General features: G+C 68.7%; 16 protein-coding genes. 10 read left to right on the top strand and 6 right to left on the bottom strand.

The genetic code is table 11. The features are described from left to right. Positions 1 to 100: 100 nt before the first annotated feature. Genes NVS83_RS07085 through NVS83_RS07065 form a run of 5 tightly spaced genes read left to right on the top strand, consistent with a single transcriptional unit; the run spans position 101 to position 6,125 of the window. Entirely contained in the window at positions 101 to 1,717 is a 1,617-nt protein-coding gene (locus NVS83_RS07085; protein ID WP_258738705.1) for a hydantoinase B/oxoprolinase family protein, read from the top strand. Continuing rightward, complete coding sequence (locus NVS83_RS07080) at positions 1,714 to 3,807, top strand: hydantoinase/oxoprolinase family protein (protein WP_258738704.1); 2,094 nt, start codon at positions 1,714 to 1,716, stop codon at positions 3,805 to 3,807. The genes NVS83_RS07085 and NVS83_RS07080 overlap by 4 nt, the downstream gene beginning before the upstream one ends. Then, entirely contained in the window at positions 3,797 to 4,582 is a 786-nt protein-coding gene (locus NVS83_RS07075) for an ABC transporter substrate-binding protein (protein ID WP_258738703.1), read from the top strand. Before NVS83_RS07080 ends, NVS83_RS07075 begins: the two co-directional genes overlap by 11 nt. A gap of 11 nt (positions 4,583 to 4,593) precedes the next feature. Next, entirely contained in the window at positions 4,594 to 5,418 is an 825-nt protein-coding gene (locus NVS83_RS07070) for an amino acid ABC transporter ATP-binding protein (RefSeq protein WP_258738702.1), read from the top strand. Beyond that, positions 5,415 to 6,125, top strand: a complete 711-nt coding sequence (locus NVS83_RS07065; protein ID WP_258738701.1) for an amino acid ABC transporter permease — start codon at positions 5,415 to 5,417, stop codon at positions 6,123 to 6,125. The genes NVS83_RS07070 and NVS83_RS07065 overlap by 4 nt, the downstream gene beginning before the upstream one ends. Positions 6,126 to 6,168: 43 nt before the next feature. Here NVS83_RS07065 and NVS83_RS07060 read toward each other — a convergent pair whose 3' ends face one another. Next, a complete protein-coding gene (locus NVS83_RS07060) occupies positions 6,169 to 7,092 on the bottom strand; it encodes a LysR family transcriptional regulator (RefSeq protein ID WP_258738700.1) in 924 nt (307 codons plus the stop codon). Between the two features lie 294 nt (positions 7,093 to 7,386). On the opposite strand from NVS83_RS07060, the gene NVS83_RS07055 reads away from it, so the two are divergent. The 5 genes from NVS83_RS07055 to NVS83_RS07035 all read left to right on the top strand — a co-directional run bounded on the left by NVS83_RS07055 (position 7,387) and on the right by NVS83_RS07035 (position 12,606). Beyond that, the gene (locus tag NVS83_RS07055) at positions 7,387 to 8,766 is read left to right on the top strand and encodes an MFS transporter (RefSeq protein ID WP_258738699.1); all 1,380 of its coding nucleotides are present in this window, start codon (positions 7,387 to 7,389) and stop codon (positions 8,764 to 8,766) included. A 218-nt stretch (positions 8,767 to 8,984) separates the two neighbouring features. Then, on the top strand, positions 8,985 to 10,148 hold the full coding sequence (locus NVS83_RS07050) for an LLM class flavin-dependent oxidoreductase (protein ID WP_258731803.1): 1,164 nt from the start codon (positions 8,985 to 8,987) through the stop codon (positions 10,146 to 10,148). Positions 10,149 to 10,175: 27 nt separating this feature from the next. Continuing rightward, on the top strand, positions 10,176 to 10,691 hold the full coding sequence (locus NVS83_RS07045; protein ID WP_258738698.1) for a flavin reductase family protein: 516 nt from the start codon (positions 10,176 to 10,178) through the stop codon (positions 10,689 to 10,691). Continuing rightward, positions 10,688 to 11,893 (top strand): CaiB/BaiF CoA transferase family protein, encoded by a 1,206-nt coding sequence (locus tag NVS83_RS07040; RefSeq protein ID WP_258738696.1) that lies wholly within the window; start codon positions 10,688 to 10,690, stop codon positions 11,891 to 11,893. Before NVS83_RS07045 ends, NVS83_RS07040 begins: the two co-directional genes overlap by 4 nt. Further along, entirely contained in the window at positions 11,860 to 12,606 is a 747-nt protein-coding gene (locus NVS83_RS07035) for an enoyl-CoA hydratase/isomerase family protein (protein WP_258738695.1), read from the top strand. Before NVS83_RS07040 ends, NVS83_RS07035 begins: the two co-directional genes overlap by 34 nt. A gap of 51 nt (positions 12,607 to 12,657) precedes the next feature. Here the strand turns inward: NVS83_RS07035 and NVS83_RS07030 are convergent, their stop codons facing one another. The 5 genes from NVS83_RS07030 to NVS83_RS07010 form a co-directional block, all read right to left on the bottom strand. After that, positions 12,658 to 13,035 carry an SMR family transporter gene (locus tag NVS83_RS07030; protein WP_258738694.1) on the bottom strand — a complete coding sequence of 126 codons (378 nt, stop codon included), beginning with the start codon at positions 13,033 to 13,035 and terminating at the stop codon, positions 12,658 to 12,660. A 39-nt stretch (positions 13,036 to 13,074) separates the two neighbouring features. Further along, positions 13,075 to 14,568 (bottom strand): UbiA family prenyltransferase, encoded by a 1,494-nt coding sequence (locus NVS83_RS07025; RefSeq protein WP_258738693.1) that lies wholly within the window; start codon positions 14,566 to 14,568, stop codon positions 13,075 to 13,077. A 29-nt stretch (positions 14,569 to 14,597) separates the two neighbouring features. Beyond that, entirely contained in the window at positions 14,598 to 16,388 is a 1,791-nt protein-coding gene (locus NVS83_RS07020) for an ArnT family glycosyltransferase (RefSeq protein ID WP_258738692.1), read from the bottom strand. Positions 16,389 to 16,832: 444 nt separating this feature from the next. Then, positions 16,833 to 17,981, bottom strand: a complete 1,149-nt coding sequence (locus NVS83_RS07015; RefSeq protein ID WP_258738691.1) for a Gfo/Idh/MocA family protein — start codon at positions 17,979 to 17,981, stop codon at positions 16,833 to 16,835. 42 nt (positions 17,982 to 18,023) lie between these two features. Next, positions 18,024 to 18,728, bottom strand: coding sequence for a TetR/AcrR family transcriptional regulator (locus NVS83_RS07010; RefSeq protein WP_258731793.1), 705 nt, complete (start codon positions 18,726 to 18,728; stop codon positions 18,024 to 18,026). Positions 18,729 to 18,734 lie beyond the last annotated feature (6 nt).

The following is an 18,734-nucleotide window of genomic DNA, read 5'->3' as shown; positions in this document are numbered from 1 at the left end:
GCGGCCGGCGCTTCGATTGCGGTGCAACATGTACCGCGAGGACCCGCCGCCCTTGTCCCCCCTTCCGCCCCCCGATCATGCGCGTCTCGATAATATTGCCGTGGAGCTGGTGCGAAACAGCTTCAGCGGCATCTGCGACGAAATGGCGGAATCGCTCGTGCGCTCCAGCCATTCGCCGAACATCAAGGAGCGGCGCGACTGCTCCTGCTGCCTCTACACCGCCCGGGGCGAGATCGTGGTGCAGGCCGAGCACATCCCGGTCCATCTCGGCGTCATGGCGACCGCGCTGCCCCATGTGCTGCTCGATTTCCCGCCGGAGGAGATGGCGCCCGGCGACGTGTTCATCGTCAACGACCCCTATCACGGCGCCAACCACCTGCCGGACTTCATCGTCGCCGGCCCGCTCTTCGCCGAGGGGCGGCTGATCGGCTTCGCCGCCAGCATGGCCCATCACACCGATGTCGGCGGCATGGCGCCGCGCAGCATGCCGGCCGGGGCCACCGAGATCTTCCATGAGGGCCTGCGCCTGCCGCCGGTCCGGCTCGCCTCCGCCGGGCGGGTCGACCCGGGCCTGCGCCGGGTGATCGCCGCCAATTCGCGCCTGCCCGAGGAGCGGCTCGCCGATCTCGACGCGCAGATCGCCACCATCGAGGTGGCGCAGCGGCGCATCGACGAACTGACCCAGCGCTACAGCGCGGACGACCTGCTCGCCGCCGCCGCGCGGATCCTCGACATGGCGGAGGCGGCGACCCGCAGGGTGGTCGCCGGGCTGCCGCGCGGCACGCTGCGCGGGCAGGCGCTGGCCGACTACGGGCCGACGACGATCCCGATCCGGGTCGCACTCACCCCGCGCGAGGACGTGCTGGAGGTCGATTTCTCGGGCACCGGCGACCAGGTGGTCGGCCCGTTCAACTCGTGCCTGTCGGCGACGCTGGCCTGCGTCTTCATGGCGGTGCGGATCACGCTCGGCGAGGGCATTCCGGCCAATGCCGGCATGTATCGCGCGCTGCACATCACGGCGCCGGACGGCAGCATCCTCAACCCGCGCTACCCCACCGCCATCTCGGCGGCGGCGCAGGTCTCCTACCACACCTTCGAGGCGCTGCTCGACGCGCTGGCCCCGCTCTATCCCGAGCGGGTGCTGGCCGGCTCGGGCGGGGGCGGCGTGTTCTCGCTCGGCGGCACCGATCCGCGCACCGGCCGGCTGTTCGCCTATGGCGAGGCGCTGGGCGGCGGCTCGGGTGCGAGCTGCGTCGCCGACGGCGAGAGCGGCATGATCCCGCCGATCGCCAATCTCCACGACACCCCGGTGGAACTGCTCGAGATGAGCCTGCCGATGCGCATCGAGCGCTACGAGATCGTCGAGGATTCCGGCGGCGCCGGCCGCTTCCGCGGCGGCTTCGGCCTGCGCCGCGCGTTCCGCCTGCTCACCTCCGCGCGCTGCTCGTTCCAGGTCAGCATGCCAACGCGGGGTCCCGCCGGCCTCGACGGCGGCGAGCCGGGCGCGCCGACCCGGATCCGCATCGTCGGCCCGGACGGCACCACGCGTCGTGTCGACCGCTTCATGGACCTGTTCGCGCCGGAAGGCTCGCTGATCGAGATCGAGACCGCGGGCGGCGGCGGCTACGGGCGGCCGGAGGAGCGCGACCCCGAGGCGCTCGCCAGCGACCTGAGGGCGGGCTACGGCCGCCGCCGTGTCGAGGGAGAAGCCGCATGAGCACGAACGCGAACGGCCTGCTCGCGGCGGTCGATGTCGGCGGCACCTTCATTGATGTCGTCCTCGCCGATCCGGCGCGCCGGACCATGCGGATCGACAAGGTGCTGCACCGGCCGGGCCAGCAGGGGCGCGACATCATCGACGCGCTGACGAGCCTCGCCGCCACGATGGAGCGCCCGCTCGCCGACCTCGCGGCAGTGGTGGTCGGCACCACGGTGGTCACCAATGCGCTCTTGGAGAACCGGCTCGGGCGCACCGCCCTGGTGACGACGGACGGGTTCCGCGACGTACTCGAGATCGCGCGCATGACGCGGGCCTCTTCCTACGACCTGCACAAGCGGCGCGCGCCCGTCGTGGTGCCGCGCGAGCGGCGCTTGGAGGTGCCCGAGCGGCTCGATCACGACGGCAACGTCCTGCGCCCGCTCGACGAGGCAGCGCTGGCCCGCGTGGTCGAGGCGCTGCGCGAGGAGAAGCCCGACGCGGTGGCGGTGTGCCTGCTCTATTCTTTCGTCTCGCCCGAGCACGAGAAGCGCGTCGCCGAGAGCCTCGCGCCGCTGGGCGTGCCGCTGTCGCTGTCAAGCGAGGTGCTGCCGGTGTTCCGCGAGTATGAGCGCGCGACCGCGACGGCGCTGAACGCGGCGACCATGCCGATCATGGCCGCGTTCCTCGAAGGGCTGGAATCGCTCGGCGCCGATGTCGGCGGACGCTGCTTCATCATGGGCTCGGCCGGCGGCTCGATGACCCGGTCTGAGGCGCGCCGGTTCCCGATCAAATGCGCCATGTCCGGCCCGGCCGGCGGCGTCGTCGCCGCGCGCCAGCTCGCCGAGTTGCACGAGCTCGACCTGGTGCTGACCCTCGACGTGGGCGGCACCAGCTCGGACGTCGCCTTCCTGCGCGAGGGGCGCATCGCGATCACCGACGAGCGCCGCATCGGCGGCTATCCGGTCGCGGTCGCCTCGGCCGAGATCGAGACCATCGGCGCCGGCGGCGGCTCGATCGCCCATCTCGACAAGGCAGGGCTGCTGAAGGTCGGCCCGCAGAGCGCGGGCGCCTCGCCCGGCCCGGTCTGCTATCGCCGCGGCGGCACCGAGCCGACCGTGACCGACGCCCATCTCGCGCTGAACCGGCTCAGCCCCTCCGGCATGCTGGGCGGCAGCTTCGCGCTCGACCGCGAGGCGGCGATCCGCGCCATCGAGGAGAAGGTGGCCGCGCCGCTGGGCGTGTCCTGGCAGCGCGCCGCGCACGGCATCCTTCAGGTCACCACCGCCAACATGGTGCGGGCGGTGCGCACCATGTCCGTCGAGCGCGGGCAGGACCCGCGCCGCGCCACGCTGGTCGCCTTCGGCGGTGCCGGGCCGCTGCACGCGATCGACGTCGCCCGCGCGCTCGACATCCCGCAGGTGCTGGTGCCGTTCTACACCGGGGTGTTCTCGGCGCACGGCATCCTCTCGGTCGACATCTCCTACGACACCCAGCGGACTTGGCTGCACGATCTGGCGGCGGTGGCGCAGGAGGACCTCGCCGCCATCACCGGCGAGATGCGCGCCGGCCTGCTCGTGCGCGCCGCGGCCGACGGCCTCGACCCCGCGCGGCTGCACGAGGACTGGTCGCTCGATCTGCGCTATCGCGGGCAGTCCTACGCCCTCACCGTGGCGCTGCCGGGCCTCGACCTCACGGGCCTCGCGGCTGCCCGCCGCGCTTTCCTCGCCGAGCACCGCGCCCGCTACGGCCACGCCTCCGACACGCTGGCGGTGGAGTTGCTGAACCTGCGCCTGCGGGTCAGCGAGCCGAGCGCGGTCAATATGGGCGTCGAGCCGGGACCGGCGGTCAGCGGCGGGCCGCTCGGTGCGCGCCGCGTGCACTTCGCCGAGGACGACATCGCCGAATGCCCGGTCTACCAGCGCACCGATCTCGCCGAGGGCTGGATCGGCTGCGGCCCCCTCATCGTCGAGCAGTTCGACAGCGTCACCGTGCTCGGCCGCGGCGACACGGTCGAGGTGCTGCCCGGCTCGCGTGCCCTGCTCGTCACGATCCGATCCCAACAAGGCCCGGAAGCGGCCCTTCCAGAAGGAGAATCCCATGAAGCCTGACATTCTGCTCAAAGCCGCGAGCCTCGCGGTCGCCGCCTTCATCGGCATCCAGGCGCTGCCCTCCCGCGCCGAGGCGCAGGAGGCCTTCACCTCGCTGAAGGTCGGCGCCGATCCCGACTACCGGCCGATCTCTTTCACCGACGAGAGCGGCAAGCTGGTCGGCTTCGACGTCGACTTTGCCACCGCGCTCGGCAAGCACATGGGCGTTCCCGTCGATTATCAGGGCATGGCGTGGGACGGCATCATCCCGGCACTGCAGGCCAAGAAGATCGACGCCATCACCAGCATCGTCGTCACCGACGAGCGCAAGAAGGTGGTCGACTTCTCCGACCCGATCATGAAGCAGACCATCATCGGCGTGGTCCGCGCGGATTCGAAGAACACCGACCTGACCGCCGCCGATCTTTCCAAGCTCAAGGTCGGCGTGATGGGCAACACCTCCGCCGCCACCGCGCTGTCGAAGATCGGGGGCGTGGAGCCGGCGAGCTACAACACCGTCGTCGATGCCTATAATGACCTGCTGCTCGGGCGCATCGACGTCGTGGCGGTGGAGAGCGTGAACGGCAGCTACATCGTCGCCACCAAATATCCCGACAAGCTGAAGGTGGTCGCCAAGCCCCTCACGCCCGACGTCAAGCTGAACGCGGTCGCGCTGCGCAAAGGCGATGCCGCCGGCCTCGCGCAGGTGAACAAGGCGATCGCCGAGATGAAGAAGGACGGCACGATGGAAAAGATCGCCATGAAGTGGTTCGGCAACACCAGCGTCCTGCCGTGAGCGAAGCGGCCGTGAGCGGCGCGGGTGCGACGCCTGCGGCGCCGGAGAAGACGGCTCGCCCCGGTGGCGAGCCGCCTATCCTGCGCATCGCCGGGCTGGGCAAGTCGCTCGGCGGACGGCAGATCCTCTCGGGGATCGACCTCGAGATGGCGCGCGGCGAGACGGTCGCCATCGTCGGGCCGAGCGGGGCGGGCAAGACCACGCTGCTGCGCTGCGTGAACTTCCTCACCCCCTATGACGAGGGCCGCATCTATCTCGGCGACGAGCTGATCGGCTATCGCGAGAGCGGCGGGCAGCTGCGGCCCGCGCACGACGCCGTGGTGGCGCGCCAGCGCCGGCGCACCGGCATGGTGTTCCAGCGCTTCGCGCTGTTCCCGCACCGCAATGTGCTCGGCAACCTGATAGAAGGTCCGGTCTATGTGCTCGGCCTGCCGCGCGAGGCGGCCGAGGCGCGGGCGCGCGAGGCGCTGCGCGAGGTGGGCCTCGAAGGGAAGATCGACGCCTTTCCCGACGAGCTCTCCGGCGGCCAGCAGCAGCGGGTGGGCATCGCCCGGGCGCTGTGCATGCAGCCCGAAATCCTCCTGTTCGACGAGGCGACCTCCGCGCTCGACCCGGAGCTCGTGGGCGAGGTGCTGGCGGTGATGCGCCGCCTCAGCGAGGAGCGGCGGACCATGCTGGTCGTGACCCACGAGCTGAAATTCGCCCGCGAGGCGGCCGACCGGATGGTGTTCATGGAGAATGGCCGCGTGGTCGCGGACCTGCCCACCCGCACCTTCTTCGAGGCGCCGCCGACGCCGCGCATCGAGGCGTTCCTGCGTGCCGGAGGCCATTCATGATCGAGTTCGCGCTGGCCTACGCTCCGCGCTATTTCATGGGCACGCTGGTCGGGCTCGGCCTGACCGTCTTCGCCATGGCGGGCGCGCTGGTGCTGGGCCTGCTGGTGGCGCTGGGGCGCCAGTCGCGCAGCAGGGTGCTGCGGGCGATTTGCGTCTCCTACGTCGCCGTGTTCCGCGGCGTGCCGCCGCTGGTGCTGCTCTATGTGGTCTATTTCGGCCTGCCGGCCTGGGCGGTGCAGTCAGGGATACCGGGCATGGTGGCTCTGTTCAGCCCGCTCGACAACCGGCTGGCCTCGGCGACGCTCGCCTTCGCGGTCAATGCGGGGGCCTATGTGGCGGAGATCCTGCGCGCCAGCATGATGGCGGTGCCGGCCGACCAGATGGATGCGGCCCGCTCGATCGGCATGACCTATCCGACGGCGCTGCGCCGCATATTGCTGCCGCAGGCGTTCCGCATCGCGTTCCCGCCGCTGGGCAACGAGTTCATCATCATCCTGAAGGGCACGTCGCTCGCCTCCGTGATCGGCGTGACCGAGCTGATGCGCACGGCGCAGAACGTCGCCGCCGCGACCTTCCTCAACCTCCAGGCCTATTTGCTGGCGGCGTTCTTCTACGTTGCGCTGGTGATCCTGCTGCAGGGCGCCTCGACGCTGGTCGAACGCCGGCTGAGACGCCCCGGCGACCACGACCGCAGCCTGATCGTCTGACGGCTCCCCGCCGCGGGAAGCGCGCGGGCGGGCGCGGCCGCCCTCAGGCCTCCTCCGGCCGGCTCTCCCCGGGCCGGCTCTCCACGAGTGGCTCGAACGTGCTCATCTCGCTGGCGGTCTCCGCGATCAGCTCCTGCAGCGTCGCCAGCCGCCGCCGCTTGTAGACGGCGGAGAACCGCACCGGCTCCGGCTCGGGATCGGCGGGCAGCACGCGCAGGCTGCCATCCTCGATCTCCCTCGCGTAGCAGCTCGGCGGAAGCAGGCTGATGCCGACGCCTGCCGCGGTGAGCGTCGACACCACGCTCATGCTGTTGCACAGGTCCGGGCGCAGCTTCGAGCCGCTCGCCTCCAGCCAGGCCGACGTCGTCTGGTAGTGGATCGAGTTCTCGCCCAGCGAGAGGATGCGCAGCGCAGCGAAGTCCGGCGGGACGAGAGGGCGCGCCGGCAGCTCGAAATCGGCGCCGGCCATCCAGCGGAAGGTCACCGATCCCAGCGGGCGGGCCACCAGCATCGGGTCGGCCATGTCGCCCGGGATGAAGGCGATGTCGAGCTCGCCCGACATCAGCCGGCTGCGCAGCGGCGTGGTGAGCGCGATGTCGAGCTCGAGGCTGATGTTGGGATAGCGCTCGCGGATGGTCGCGGCGAAGCGCGCGAGCCACGTCATGGCGACCAGCTCGGCGACGCCCACCCGCACCACGCCGGACAGCGTGTGGCGCGGCGCGACCTGCTGGCGGATCTCCTCCTGGAGGTCGAGGGCGCGCTCGGCATAGCCCAGCAGCTCGCGCCCCTTCGCCGTCACCGTGGCCCTGCGCTGGCTGCGGTCGAACAGCACAACCCCGAGATCGCTCTCGAGCTCCTGGATGCGCGCGGAGACGGTCGATTGCGTTGCGTGGAGCTTGTTTGCTGCAGCTGCGAAGCTTCCGAGCCTGACGATCTCCAGGAATGTTTCCAGTTGCCGGAAATTCATTGCATTGCACCATATTCCATCGACTATCTCGTACAGTATCCATCGAAAACAATCGCTTTCAATCAAGAAAGCTGAAACCTATGGTGCCAATCGACAAGGTGCAGTGGTGCCTCGTCTACAAACAACAATGAAATTGCTGCGCGCGATACTGCGGCGCACACCGTGACACGCACGCCGTCCGCGGCGGGCGCGAGCGGATGCGTGCCCGGCAGGCCCGGATTCAACCGGCCGATGTCGTGCGTCTAGGGATTTGGAAACACGCCTCCCGCCAATGGGGGCGCCTAGGAGAGAGAGATGGCTTCACATGTGAAGACGTCGCCCTTGGGTGACGCCGATATGGCACGCCATGCGCGCCGCGCCGTGATCGCCTCGACCATCGGTACCATGATCGAATGGTACGACTTCTACCTGTACGGCCTCGTCGCCGCGATCGTCTTCGGCAAGCTCTATTTCCCCTCGCACGATCCTTATTCGGCGACGCTGCTCGCCTTTTCCACCTTCTTCCTCGGCTTCGTCGCCCGTCCGATCGGCGCCATGATCTTCGGCCATTTCGGCGACCGGATCGGGCGCAAGGGCACGCTGGTGGCGACGCTGCTGCTGATGGGCGGCAGCACGGTCCTTATCGGCCTGGTGCCGACCTATGAGACGATCGGCATCTGGGGCGCCATTGCGCTGACGCTGCTGCGCGTGCTGCAGGGCATCGGCGTCGGCGGCGAATGGGGCGGCGCCATCGCGGTGGCGACCGAGTGGTCGCGCTTCGACAAGCGGCGCGGCCTCGCGGCGAGCTGGCCGCAATTCGGCTCGCCGCTCGGCATGCTGCTCGCCGTGGCGGCGCTGACCCTGACCTCCTATGCCGGCTCGACCGAATGGTTCGAGACCGTCGGCTGGCGGATTCCGTTCCTGTTCAGCTCGCTGCTGATCGTCATCGGCCTCTATATCCGCCTCGGCGTGCTCGAGACGCCGGTGTTCCGCAACATGCAGGAGAAGAAGGAGATCGCCAGCACGCCGGTGCTCGAAGCTGTGCGGGGCTACTGGCGCGAGATCGTCCTGACCTGCCTCATCCGCACCGGGCAGCAGGCCCCGTTCGTCCTGTTCACCACCTTCCTCCTGGCCTACGGGACGAAGAATCTCGGTCTCGACCGCTCCTATCTGTTCAACATCGTGCTGGTCGCGGCGGCGCTGTCGCTCTTCACCACGCCGTTCTTCGGCCATCTGTCGGACCGCATCGGCCGCAAGCGGATGTACCTGATCGGCGCCTTCGCCATGATGGCATTCGCCTTCCCCTATTTCTGGATGCTGGATTCGAAGATCCCGTTCCTGATCGTCCTCGCCATCCTGATGTCGCTGCCGATCCACGACATGCAGTACGCCCCGCAGGCGGCCTTCATCGCCGAGAGCTTCCCGCCGAGCGTGCGCTATTCCGGCTCGTCCATCGGCTATCAGCTCGCCTCCATCACCTCGGGCGGCCCGGCGCCGATGATCGCCGCCTATCTGCTGCACACCTACGGCACCTCGACCGCCATAAGCGTCTACATCGCGGTGATCGCGGCGATCAGCTTCGTCTCCGCCTGCTTCCTGCGCGACCGCTCGCGGGACGACTACTCCACCAATGAGGGCTGGGTGCGCGCCGACCGCACCGCGGTCTCCGCCACCATCGTCTCGCCTTCGACCTGAAGCTGAGCGCAACTGCGGCCGGGACCGGGCGCCGCCCCGGTTCCGGCCGCTCCCTTTTTCGCGATCGACATCGAATATATCGAAGTTATTGGATCGAAAACTATCGCTTTTCATCGAAAACTTCGACCACTACGCTGAATTTACGTAAGTCGTCCAATTAAGCGTCCAAATATCTCAAAGAGATCGCTGGACCTCCACGCTACCGGGAGACACGCGCCATGTCGGACAAGACGTCGGACCCCACCCGCCTGTCGCCGCTCGAGGCGGCCAAGCGCAACCCGCTGATGCTCGGGCTGTTCCTGCCGATCCAGTCGGGCGCCTGGAGCCCCTCGACGGCGCCGCGGGGTACGTCCTGGACCTTCGACTACAATGCCCGCTGCACGGTGATGGCGGAAAAGCTCGGCTTCGACCTCGTCTTCGGCCTCGCCCAGTGGATGGGCAAGGGCGGCTATGGCGGCGAGATGAAGTTCCGCGAGAAGGCGACCGACCCGCTGCTCGTCACCGCCGGGCTCGCCGCGCTCACCGAGCGCATCCTGCTCGTCTCTACCGTGCACATCCTCTATGGCTGGCACCCGCTGCACCTCGCCAAGTTCGGCGCCACCATCTCCGAGATGAGCGGCGGGCGCTGGGGCCTCAACATGGTTACCGGCTACAAGAAGAGCGAGTTCGAGATGTTCGGCCTCGAGCAGATCGAGCACGACCAGCGCTACGTCATGGCCGACGAGTTCGTGAGCATGATGAAGCGCCTGTGGTCCGAGGACGAGAACCTCACCGTCGACGGCCGCTTCTGGAAGATGAAGGACGCCTTCGTCGCGCCCAAGCCGGCCGGCGGCAAGTGCCTGCTCGTCAACGCCTCCTCCTCCGGCGCGGGTCTCGCCTATGCCGTCCGGCATTCCGACCTGATCTTCGTCACCAGCCCCGCCGGCGCCAATCTCGACGCGGCCTGCGAGGCGCTGCCGGCGCATAACAGGAAGATCAAGGAGGCAGCGGCGGCGCAGGGGCGCGACATCCGCACCCTGATCAACCCGCACGTCATCTGCCGCGAGACCGAGGCCGAGGCCCGGGCGCAGTACGACGCCATTCTGAGGCACCAGGACCCGGTGGCGGCGGAGAATTTCTACCGGACCTTCACCGGCGGCGACCAGACCTCGTGGAAGGCGGCGACGCGCGAGCAATGGACCATCGGCGGCAACGTCCACATCGTCGGCACGCCGGCCCAGGTGGTCGAGGGCTTCATGCGGCTGAAGCAGGCGGGTTGCGACGGGGTGCAGGTGAACTTCTACGACTTCATCCCCGACCTCGAATTCTTCGGCGCCCGCGTGATGCCGCTGATGCGCGAGGCGGGCCTGCGCCTCGACGCGCCCCTGGCGGCCGCCGCCTGACCCTTCCTGCGTACCGGGAGACCTGCCATGTCGGAAACCCTCACCTTTGCCAGCGCGATCTCGCCCGGCGAGCTGCGCACCTTCGCCGGCCATTTCGCCACCGGCGTCGCGGTGGTGACCACCGCCGATCCGGCCGGCGCGCTGCACGGCGTCACCATCACCGCCGTGACCTCGCTGTCGCTGGAGCCGCCGCTGTTCCTCATCTGCCTCGACCAGCGCTCGAACACGCTCGCCGCGCTGCTGGAGAGCGGCCATTTCGTCCTGCATTTCCTGTCGCGCGAGCAGGCCGCGATCTCGCGGGTGTTCGCCTCGAAGCAGCCCGACAAGTTCGCGGAAATCCGGCACAGGCCGGGCCGGCGCGGCAGCCCCATCATCGAGGACGTGGTCGCGGCGGCGGAATGCTCGATCCGGGAGGTCTGTCCCGGCGGTGATCATTCGATCATTATCGGCGCCGTCGACCATGTCCACGTCCATGGCGGCGAGCCGTTGCTCTATCATCGCGGTGCCTATGCCGCCCTGGAATGCGAAAGGAAGGTGGCATGAGTGCCGCGTACCCGCCCGCGTCGAAGCCGCTGTCCGGTCTTCGCGTCCTCGAGTTCGCCCAGATCGCCGCGGGCCCGTTCACCGGTTGCCTGCTCGCCGATCTCGGCGCGGACGTGGTGAAGGTCGAGCGGCCCGACGGGGGCGACGGCATGCGCGGCTGGCCGCCGCTGCATGGCGCGGAGGACGGCAGATCGGAGAGCTTCAGCGGCAATTTCTCCTCGCTGAACCGGAACAAGCGGTCGGTGGCGCTCGACATCAAGAACAAGGACGACCTCGCCCGGCTCTACGCGCTGGTGGAGAACGCCGACGTCTTCGTCGAGAACTTCCGCCCCGGCGCGTTGGCGCGCTCCGGCCTGTCCTACGAAGACCTGAAGAAGCGCAATCCGCGCCTCGTCTACTGCTCGATCACCGGCTACGGCCAGAACGGCCCCTATGCGCAGAAGGGCGCCTTCGACGTCACCGGCCAGGCGATGAGCGGCCTGATGAGCGTCACCGGTGAGGCGGACGGGCCGCCGGTCAAATGCGGCGTGCCGGTCGGCGACTTCGCCACCGGCCTCTACGCCGCCTTCGTGATCCTGGCGGCGGTGATGCGTGCGCGCGAAACCGGCGAGGGCGCGCATATCGACTGCTCGATCCTCGGCTCGCTGCTCGGCATCTCGGCGCTGCAGACCAGCGAGTATTTCGGCACCGGCAAGGCGCCCCGCCGCCTCGGTTCCGCGCATCCGCGCAACGCGCCCTATTCCGGCTTCGAGGCTTCCGACAAGCCGTTCACCATAGCGGCGGGCAACGACAAGCTCTGGCGCGACACCTGCGCCATCGTCGGCCGGTCGGACCTGCCGGACGATCCGCGCTTTACGACACAGTCGCTGCGCGCGCGCCACCAGGACGAGCTTGCGGCGATCCTGCAGCCGATCTTCTCCACCCGCACCGCGGCGGAATGGCTCGCCGATTTCGACGCCAAGGGGGTGCCCTGCGCGCCGATCAACGATTTCGCCGACATACTGCACGACCCGCATGTGCGCCACGCCGGCTGGGTGCGGCCGATGACGATGCCGAACGGCGCCCGGGCCGAGACCGTAGGCTTTCCGGTCGCCATGACGGGCTATTCCTTCGAGATCGAGCGCCGCCCGCCCGATCTCGGCGAGCACAATGACGAGGTTTATCGCGAATGGACGCAACGCAGCATCGCCAGGGCCCTGTAGCGGTCTCTTCCGCCGCCGACGGCAGGCTCCGCCTTCTCGCCCTCGCCCGTCCGGAGAAGTCCAATGCGCTCGACGCCTCGTCGGTGGACGCGCTGGCGCAGGCCTTCCAGGCCGCCTGCGCGGATTCGGTGCCGGTCGTCTTTACCGGCGAGGGGCGCGCCTTCTGCGGCGGCTTCGACTTCACCGGCATCGAGGACCAGAGCGAGGGCGACCTGCTGTTGCGCTTCGCGCGCATCGAACTGTTGTTGAACGCGGTGGCGATCGCGCCCGTCCCCTCCTTCGCGCTGGTGCAGGGGGCGGCGTTCGGCGCGGGGGCGGATCTCGCGGCGGCGTGCACCTATCGCATCGGCACGCCGCGGGCGAAGTTCCGCTTCCCGGGATTCCGCTTCGGCGTCGCGCTCGGCACGCGGCGGCTGGCGGCGGTGGTCGGCACCGACGCGGCGCGCGCGATCCTGCTCGGCAACCGCCTCGTCGGCGCACAGGAGGCGCTCGACATCGGCCTGCTGACCCATCTCGTCGGGGAGGACGAGCTCGTCGCGACCGCGCGGTCGATACTCGACGAGCATGCGGGGCTGTCGACGGAGGCGACCGCCTGCATCCTACGCCTGACGGCTACTGATACGGGCGACGCCGACCTCGCCGACATGGTGCGCTCGCTCGTCCTGCCGGGGCTGCACGCGCGCATCGAGGGCTATCGGAGCCAGCATAAATAGCGCCGATATAGAGCTGGCTAACGAAAATCGTCTCGATCCCGGGTGGTCAGGCTATTTCGCCAGCCCGACCATGACCACGCCAGAGACGATGAGCGCGACCCCCATGAGCGATTGCGGGGTCGGGCTCTCGCCGAACAGCGTCGATCCCGCGAACACCGTCGCCACGATGCCGAGCGCGACGAAGGGGTAGGCGAGCGACAGGGGGATGCGCGACAGCACGAACAGCCAGACCACCGCGCTCATGCCGAAGCAGGCGAGGCCGCCCGTCACGAAGGGCGAGGTCACCAGGGCGATCAGCGTGTCGCCGATGCCCCCGCCCTCGAGCGCGGCCCGGACCGGCGGGCTGGTCATACCGCGTTTCAGCACCACCTGCGACAGGGACGACAGCGCGACGCTGATGAGCACCAGCAGGAGATCGACAGGTCGCATGATGTTCGAGTTCCTGTGCCGTTGATCCGTTGCGGGGGCCTAGAGCGGACCCGTCGCCACGAGCAGGATGGCGCCGATGAAGAGCAGGGCGAGGTGGCTGTTGCGGTCGCGGATGGCGAAGACGATCGGGTCGTCGTCGAGGTCCCGGCGATGCGCCATGAGAAGGGCGCGGCCGAGCCAGTAGATGAGCACCGGGCAGACCAGCCAGAGCAGTTGCGGATAGGCGTAGATCGCGCGCACGTGGTCGGACGAGATGTAGATGGCGAAGAACGTCACCGCGTTGTAGCCGGTCGCCGCCGCCAGCGCGGCGACGATGTCGAGATCGGCCTTGCGGTAGTTGCGGTTGTTCGGGTCTGGCAGGCTGGCGTCGAGCCGGGCCGCCATTTCCACATAGCGCTTGATCAGGGCCAGCGAGGTGAAGATGAACAGCGAGAAGCCGAGCAGCCATTCGGACACGGGTACGTCGATCGCCACCGCGCCGCCGATGATGCGGATCGTGTAGAGCGCCGCCAGGGTGACGATGTCCACCAGCAGCTTGCGCTTGAGGAAGAAGGTGTAGGCGGTGGTGAGAGCGAGATAGGTCAGCAGCGTCGCGGCGAAGAGCGGGCCGATCGCCAGCGCCACGGCTATTCCCGTGCCCATCAGCCCGGCCGCGACGGGGATCGAGGTCAGGATCGGCACGGTGCCGGCGGCGAGCGGGCGCCGCCGCTTCGAGGGATGCTTGCGGTCGGCGTCGATGTCGACGAGATCGTTGAGGATGTAGATCGCCGAGGCGGCGAAGGAGAAGGCGAAGAAGGCGGCGACCGACGCCACCACCGAGCCGAGGTCGAAATTGTGAGACGTCACCATCGGCACGAAGACGAGCGCGTTCTTCGCCCATTGATGGACCCGCAGCAGCTTGAGCCAGGCCCGGCCCCGGTGCGTGCGCGGTTCGATGAAGCGGGCGTCGGCATTGATACCCGTCAGGGCGCGCCTCACCCCGGCCGAGGGGTGCACGGCGATGCATTCGCGCGCCGCCGCCCACACCGGCAGGTCGGCCCTGTCGTCGCCGACATAGTCGAACCCACCCTCGCCGAACGCCTCGACGAGGCGCCGCGTCTTGGCGTGGGACGACAGGTTCTCGCTGTCGCTGGAGGCGAACCAGCCGTCGGCACCGACATGCCCGGCGACCGCGGCCACGTAGCGCTCGTTGCTGGCGGAGGCGATATAGACCTCCCGCCCCTGCGCCCGCGCATCGTGGATGAGCTCGAGCACGCGCTCGTCATAGGGCAGGCTGGTCTCGTCGACCGGCGTCTCCCGCGCGATCGCGGCCTTGAGGGCGGCCTTGCCGCGCAGCAGCGCGCGCAGCAGAACGGGCAGGCGCGAGGGTCTCGCCCCCACATGGGCGAAGGCCGATTCGACCAGCAGGTCGGAACGAAGCAGCGTGCCGTCGAGGTCGACGACGAGTGGCGGCCCGATGACCGGCTCGCCCTGGCCCATCGCCTTCGTCAGCGCGGCCGGCACCTCGATCTGAAGGGATCCCTTGCTCAGCATGTCCGTGTCCCGGCTGGCCGCGAAGGTATTCAGTTCCAGTCGAGGCGATAGATCCTCACCTCGTCGTGGCCGACGTCGAATTTGCTGACGAGCTGTGCCCGGCGATCGATGATCCCCCGGGCGACCCAGCGCGCGAGATAAGGCGCGCGCGGGCCGTCCTCGCCGCGAACGATGACGAAATTGGCCCCCTTTTTCTCCAGATAGCGAAGCGCCGTCGCCTCACTCTCCGTGTAGGGCAGCCAGATATGCTGGGCATGCGCGTGATAGCTCGGCACGGCGGAGGCGGCGGCGATCCGCAGCTCCTGCCCGGCCGGCGCCTGCAGCGCCTGGGCCTGCTCCACGACCTGGCGGGTGTCGCGGGTGTAGACCAGCGCATTCGCTGCCTGCACCAGGGGCGGGGCGAGGAGCGCACTCGCCGCCAGGGCGAGCGTCAGGCCCGAGGCCACCCATGACAGGCGCGGCGACAGCCCGACGGCATCTGCCGTTTCGCCGGCCCATTCGCGTATCCGCCACAGCCCGGCCGCCGCCCAGATGCACATGCACAGCAGCAGCGGCACAAAGAAGCGCAGGCTGGTGAAGTAGATGAAATAGGTGGCGAGGATCGACATGCCGACCAGCCCGAGCAGGGAGAGCTGCACCGGCAGCGTCCGGCTGCTCCACGCCGAGGCGACGAGGCCAAGCAGCACCAGAGGAAGGAGCAGCGGGTAGCCGAGACTGCCCGAGGTAGTGATGGTGCGCAGCGTGTTGCCCATCAGCTCGGAGGTGTTCGAGACGAGGTAGTCGGCGAGCTGCGAAGGCGTCATCGAGAAGGAGCGGATCGTCTCCACGCTCGGGACGTTGTAGGCGCCCTGTTCCTCGAGGTCCGGGCCGATGAGGAAGGCGCCGCCATATTCGCCGATGCCGGCCTGCTTGGCGCGCTGGACCGTGATGTTGAGCGGGCTCTTGCCCTCCAGCTTGAACTGCCCGACCTGTTGCGAGAGCCAGACCACATAGGGCGCGGCGACGAGGCCGAACGCGAGCAGCAGGACGCCGGCGCGGCGGGCGAGCTTTCCGGCCGGCATCGCCTTCGCGGCGAGGCACTGGCAGGCCAGCAGGGTCAGCGCCAGCAGCATGAAGACCAGCGCCTCCCCCCGGACCAGGAAGGAGAGGCCGAACACCAGCCCCGTCACCGCGAAGGAAAGCACCGTGCGCACGCGGAAGGCGCGCAGCAGCAGGACCATTCCCGTCAGTATGCCGAGCGCATAGGCGCTTTCCACCTGCACGGTCGTGGCGAGGCTGACGAGGAAGGGGTGGACCGCAACGAGGCCGGCGGCCATCACGGCGACGCTGCGCCCATAGAGCTCCTGCGCGATGAAATAGACCGGGATCGTCAGGGCGGCGCCCAGCGCGACGCTCAGCATGCGTCCGGCGAGATCGACATCGTCGACGAGCGCCCCGAGCCCGGCGATGGCCATCGGGAAGAGCGGGGGAAAGAACAGGTTCACGCCGGGCGTGGAGATGCCGACATAGCCGTGGCCGGCCAGCAGGTTCTTCGCGAGGCTCAGATATTCCGCGCCTTCCCCGTCGACCATGCCGGCGAAGGTCTGCGCCACGCTCACGCGCAGCGCCAGCGCGAGGGTCACGATCAGGGCGATCAGCGCGAGGCTGGCGATGCGGGACGAGGTGGGCGACAGGCCGTCGGCTCGCCGGGGCGAAAGCGTGCCGGTGGCGGGCCATGGTGTGGTGGGTTCGAGGACCGGTGATGCCGGACGGTTGCCGGAGGAGGGAAATCCGGCGGATAGTGAACGCGTGTGCAGGTGGGAACTCTGCGTGGTGTCCATCACTGCCGTTGCAAATTGTTTCTGGATAATTCCAAATGACGGTCTGACAACTCCGTTAAAAATCCAAGTGAACGAGTCGGATATATCAGTACCTAATTAGATAACCGCACGATTTAATGGTCATAATGTAGAAATACGTCTTTCGGCGCCGGGAAATGGGTGGGAAGGGGTATGGAGATCCAGCCAATTTGGCAGGAAGCGCCGCCGCGCGGGTGGGCTGGCCGATCGCGCTCGACACGGTGAGCCGGCGCGGCCCGCATTCGATGCGCGGTTGGAAACGCTTGGCAACCCTGCGCGCCGACGCCCGCCAGCCGGCCCGACGAGGACCGGAGCCCCGCCGGACCCGGCTCGTGCCGGCAGCCAAGCCGGGAAACCCGTCGGCGCCGATGCGTGGCGCCGCGCCTTGCAGGCGCGCGGCGAAAGGCGAGGCTCGGGGAACGCGTTTCAGGCGAGGGCCGGAATGTCGATCCAGCGGCGCTCTTCATGGCTGCGATAGGCGAGCTCGGCAAGCTGGACGCCCTTCACCCCCTGCCTCAGCGAATAGGGATATGCCTCGTCTCCCACCGCGACGTAGCGCAGGAAACGCTCCCAGCCCATCCGGTAGCCGTTCCTCGGCGCCGTATTCTGCGGCACCGGCTGCCAGTCGTCGTAGAAGTCTTCCGGCGTCGGGCTGTCGGCGGAGGGCTTGAAGCGGCGGGAATTGACCCCCGCCTGAGTGTAGCAGATCTGCGGGCCGGCGACGGCCGAGCCTTCGGTGCCGTCGATCTGGACGACGATGGCGGCGTCCCGGCGCGGGCGCGTGGTCCAGCTCGAATTGACCGAGCCGATGACGCCGTTCTCGAACTCCACCTGCGCGAAGACGCAATCCTCCACATCCACGTCATAGGGCCGGCCGGCCTCGTCGACCCGGTGCGGGATCTGGGTCCGCCAGCGGCAGCTTATCGCCGCGAGCGGGCCGATCAGGCCTTCGAGCATGTAGCGCCAATGGGGGAACATATCGAGGATCAGGCCGCCTCCGCCCGCACTCTGGTAATTCCAGCTCGGGCGCCCGCCGTCCTGCAGCGTCCCGTCGAAGATCCAGCGCCCCATCTCCAGCCGGACCTCGAGGATGCGGCCGAGGAAGCCGGAACGCGTCACCATCTCAAGATTGGCGAAGCCCGGCAGGAACATCTTGTCCTGCACCGTGCCGTGCTTGACGCCGGCCTTCTCCGCCCGGTGGACGAGCTCCATCGCCTGCGCGGTGGAGCCGGCGATAGGCTTCTCGCAATAGATGTGCTTGCCGGCATCGATCGCCTTCGACAGCACGTCGAAGCGCAGCGCGGTCGCGGCAGCGTCGAAGAATATCGTGTCCTCGGCATTCTCCAGCGCCGCGGCGAGGTCGGTGCCAGTCCGGCCGAAGCCGACCTCGTCCACCAGCGCCGCGAGCCGCTCGGCGCTGCGCCCCACGAAGATCGGGTCGGGCATGAGGACGTCACCCGATGGGAGCGGAAGGCCGCCTTCCTTCCGGATCGCGGCGAGCGCGCCGACATGCTGCTTGCGAGCGAGCCCGCCTGTCGCACCATGCATGATGATGCCGACGCGATGCGTTGCCATGATGTCCTCGGTTGCTGTGAACTCGTTGCGGCTTCTCGGATGTCAGGGCTGCTTCTTGCGAGCGGCCGGGCGCTTCCGGGCCCGGGCCGCCGGCAGGGGCGCGGCGCGGAATCCCGCCTCGATGAAGGGCACCAGATGCGCCAGCACCTCATCGAGGTCGAAGGGATTGGTGTCGCCGAGGCTCAGATCCTGGATGCGACCGGGATTTGCCATCGCGTAGACCATGGTGCCGAGCAGGAAGTGGAAGCGGTAATAGATCTCGCTTTCCGGCAGCTCGGGCAGGCAGTCGCGGATGGCGGCGAGGAACATGCGGGTCGACGGGTCGAAGATTTCCGCCAGCAGCGCCCGCACCGCCGGTTCCTGCTCGCCCGACAGCCGGGCGCGAAGCTCGGCGTAGTTGGCCCGGCGCGGCTCGTGCAGCGGCTGATCGAGCGCGGGGCGCAGAAAGGCTTCGATCACCTCCGACAGGACGAGGGGGCCCCTCGCCCGCAGCGCCTGGAAAGCCTGGGCGCGGGCGGAGGCGATCGGCTCCGCGCGCAGGCGAAGGATGTGGAGGAACAGCGCTTCCTTGGTGCCGAAATGATAGTGAACCGCCGCCGAATTGATTTCGGCGACGCGGACGATATCACGCAACCCGACCGCATCGTAGCCCTGGCTGGCGAACAGGCTCTCGGCGACCTCGACGATCCGTTGGCGGGTCTGGGCGCCTGCGGCACGCCGGCGGTCGAGATGGGTGATGTCGCTCATGTTCCG

Origin of the sequence: Ancylobacter mangrovi, from assembly GCF_024752335.1 — a bacterium.
Classification (GTDB): domain Bacteria; phylum Pseudomonadota; class Alphaproteobacteria; order Rhizobiales; family Xanthobacteraceae; genus Ancylobacter; species Ancylobacter mangrovi.
This window is presented reverse-complemented; position numbering and strand designations above follow the sequence as displayed.

Bases quoted from the DNA above. Each gene is read 5' to 3' on its own strand.
- NVS83_RS07045 (WP_258738698.1), top strand. From the start codon at position 10,176: ATGTCGGAAACCCTCACCTTTGCCAGCGCGATCTCGCCCGGCGAGCTG.
- NVS83_RS07050 (WP_258731803.1), top strand. From the start codon at position 8,985: ATGTCGGACAAGACGTCGGACCCCACCCGCCTGTCGCCGCTCGAGGCG.
- NVS83_RS07055 (WP_258738699.1), top strand. From the start codon at position 7,387: ATGGCTTCACATGTGAAGACGTCGCCCTTGGGTGACGCCGATATGGCA.
- NVS83_RS07010 (WP_258731793.1), bottom strand. From the start codon at position 18,728: ATGAGCGACATCACCCATCTCGACCGCCGGCGTGCCGCAGGCGCCCAG.
- NVS83_RS07025 (WP_258738693.1), bottom strand. From the start codon at position 14,568: ATGCTGAGCAAGGGATCCCTTCAGATCGAGGTGCCGGCCGCGCTGACG.
- NVS83_RS07035 (WP_258738695.1), top strand. From the start codon at position 11,860: ATGGACGCAACGCAGCATCGCCAGGGCCCTGTAGCGGTCTCTTCCGCC.
- NVS83_RS07080 (WP_258738704.1), top strand. From the start codon at position 1,714: ATGAGCACGAACGCGAACGGCCTGCTCGCGGCGGTCGATGTCGGCGGC.
- NVS83_RS07040 (WP_258738696.1), top strand. From the start codon at position 10,688: ATGAGTGCCGCGTACCCGCCCGCGTCGAAGCCGCTGTCCGGTCTTCGC.
- NVS83_RS07060 (WP_258738700.1), bottom strand. From the start codon at position 7,092: ATGAATTTCCGGCAACTGGAAACATTCCTGGAGATCGTCAGGCTCGGA.
- NVS83_RS07020 (WP_258738692.1), bottom strand. From the start codon at position 16,388: ATGGACACCACGCAGAGTTCCCACCTGCACACGCGTTCACTATCCGCC.
- NVS83_RS07015 (WP_258738691.1), bottom strand. From the start codon at position 17,981: ATGGCAACGCATCGCGTCGGCATCATCATGCATGGTGCGACAGGCGGG.
- NVS83_RS07065 (WP_258738701.1), top strand. From the start codon at position 5,415: ATGATCGAGTTCGCGCTGGCCTACGCTCCGCGCTATTTCATGGGCACG.
- NVS83_RS07075 (WP_258738703.1), top strand. From the start codon at position 3,797: ATGAAGCCTGACATTCTGCTCAAAGCCGCGAGCCTCGCGGTCGCCGCC.
- NVS83_RS07030 (WP_258738694.1), bottom strand. From the start codon at position 13,035: ATGCGACCTGTCGATCTCCTGCTGGTGCTCATCAGCGTCGCGCTGTCG.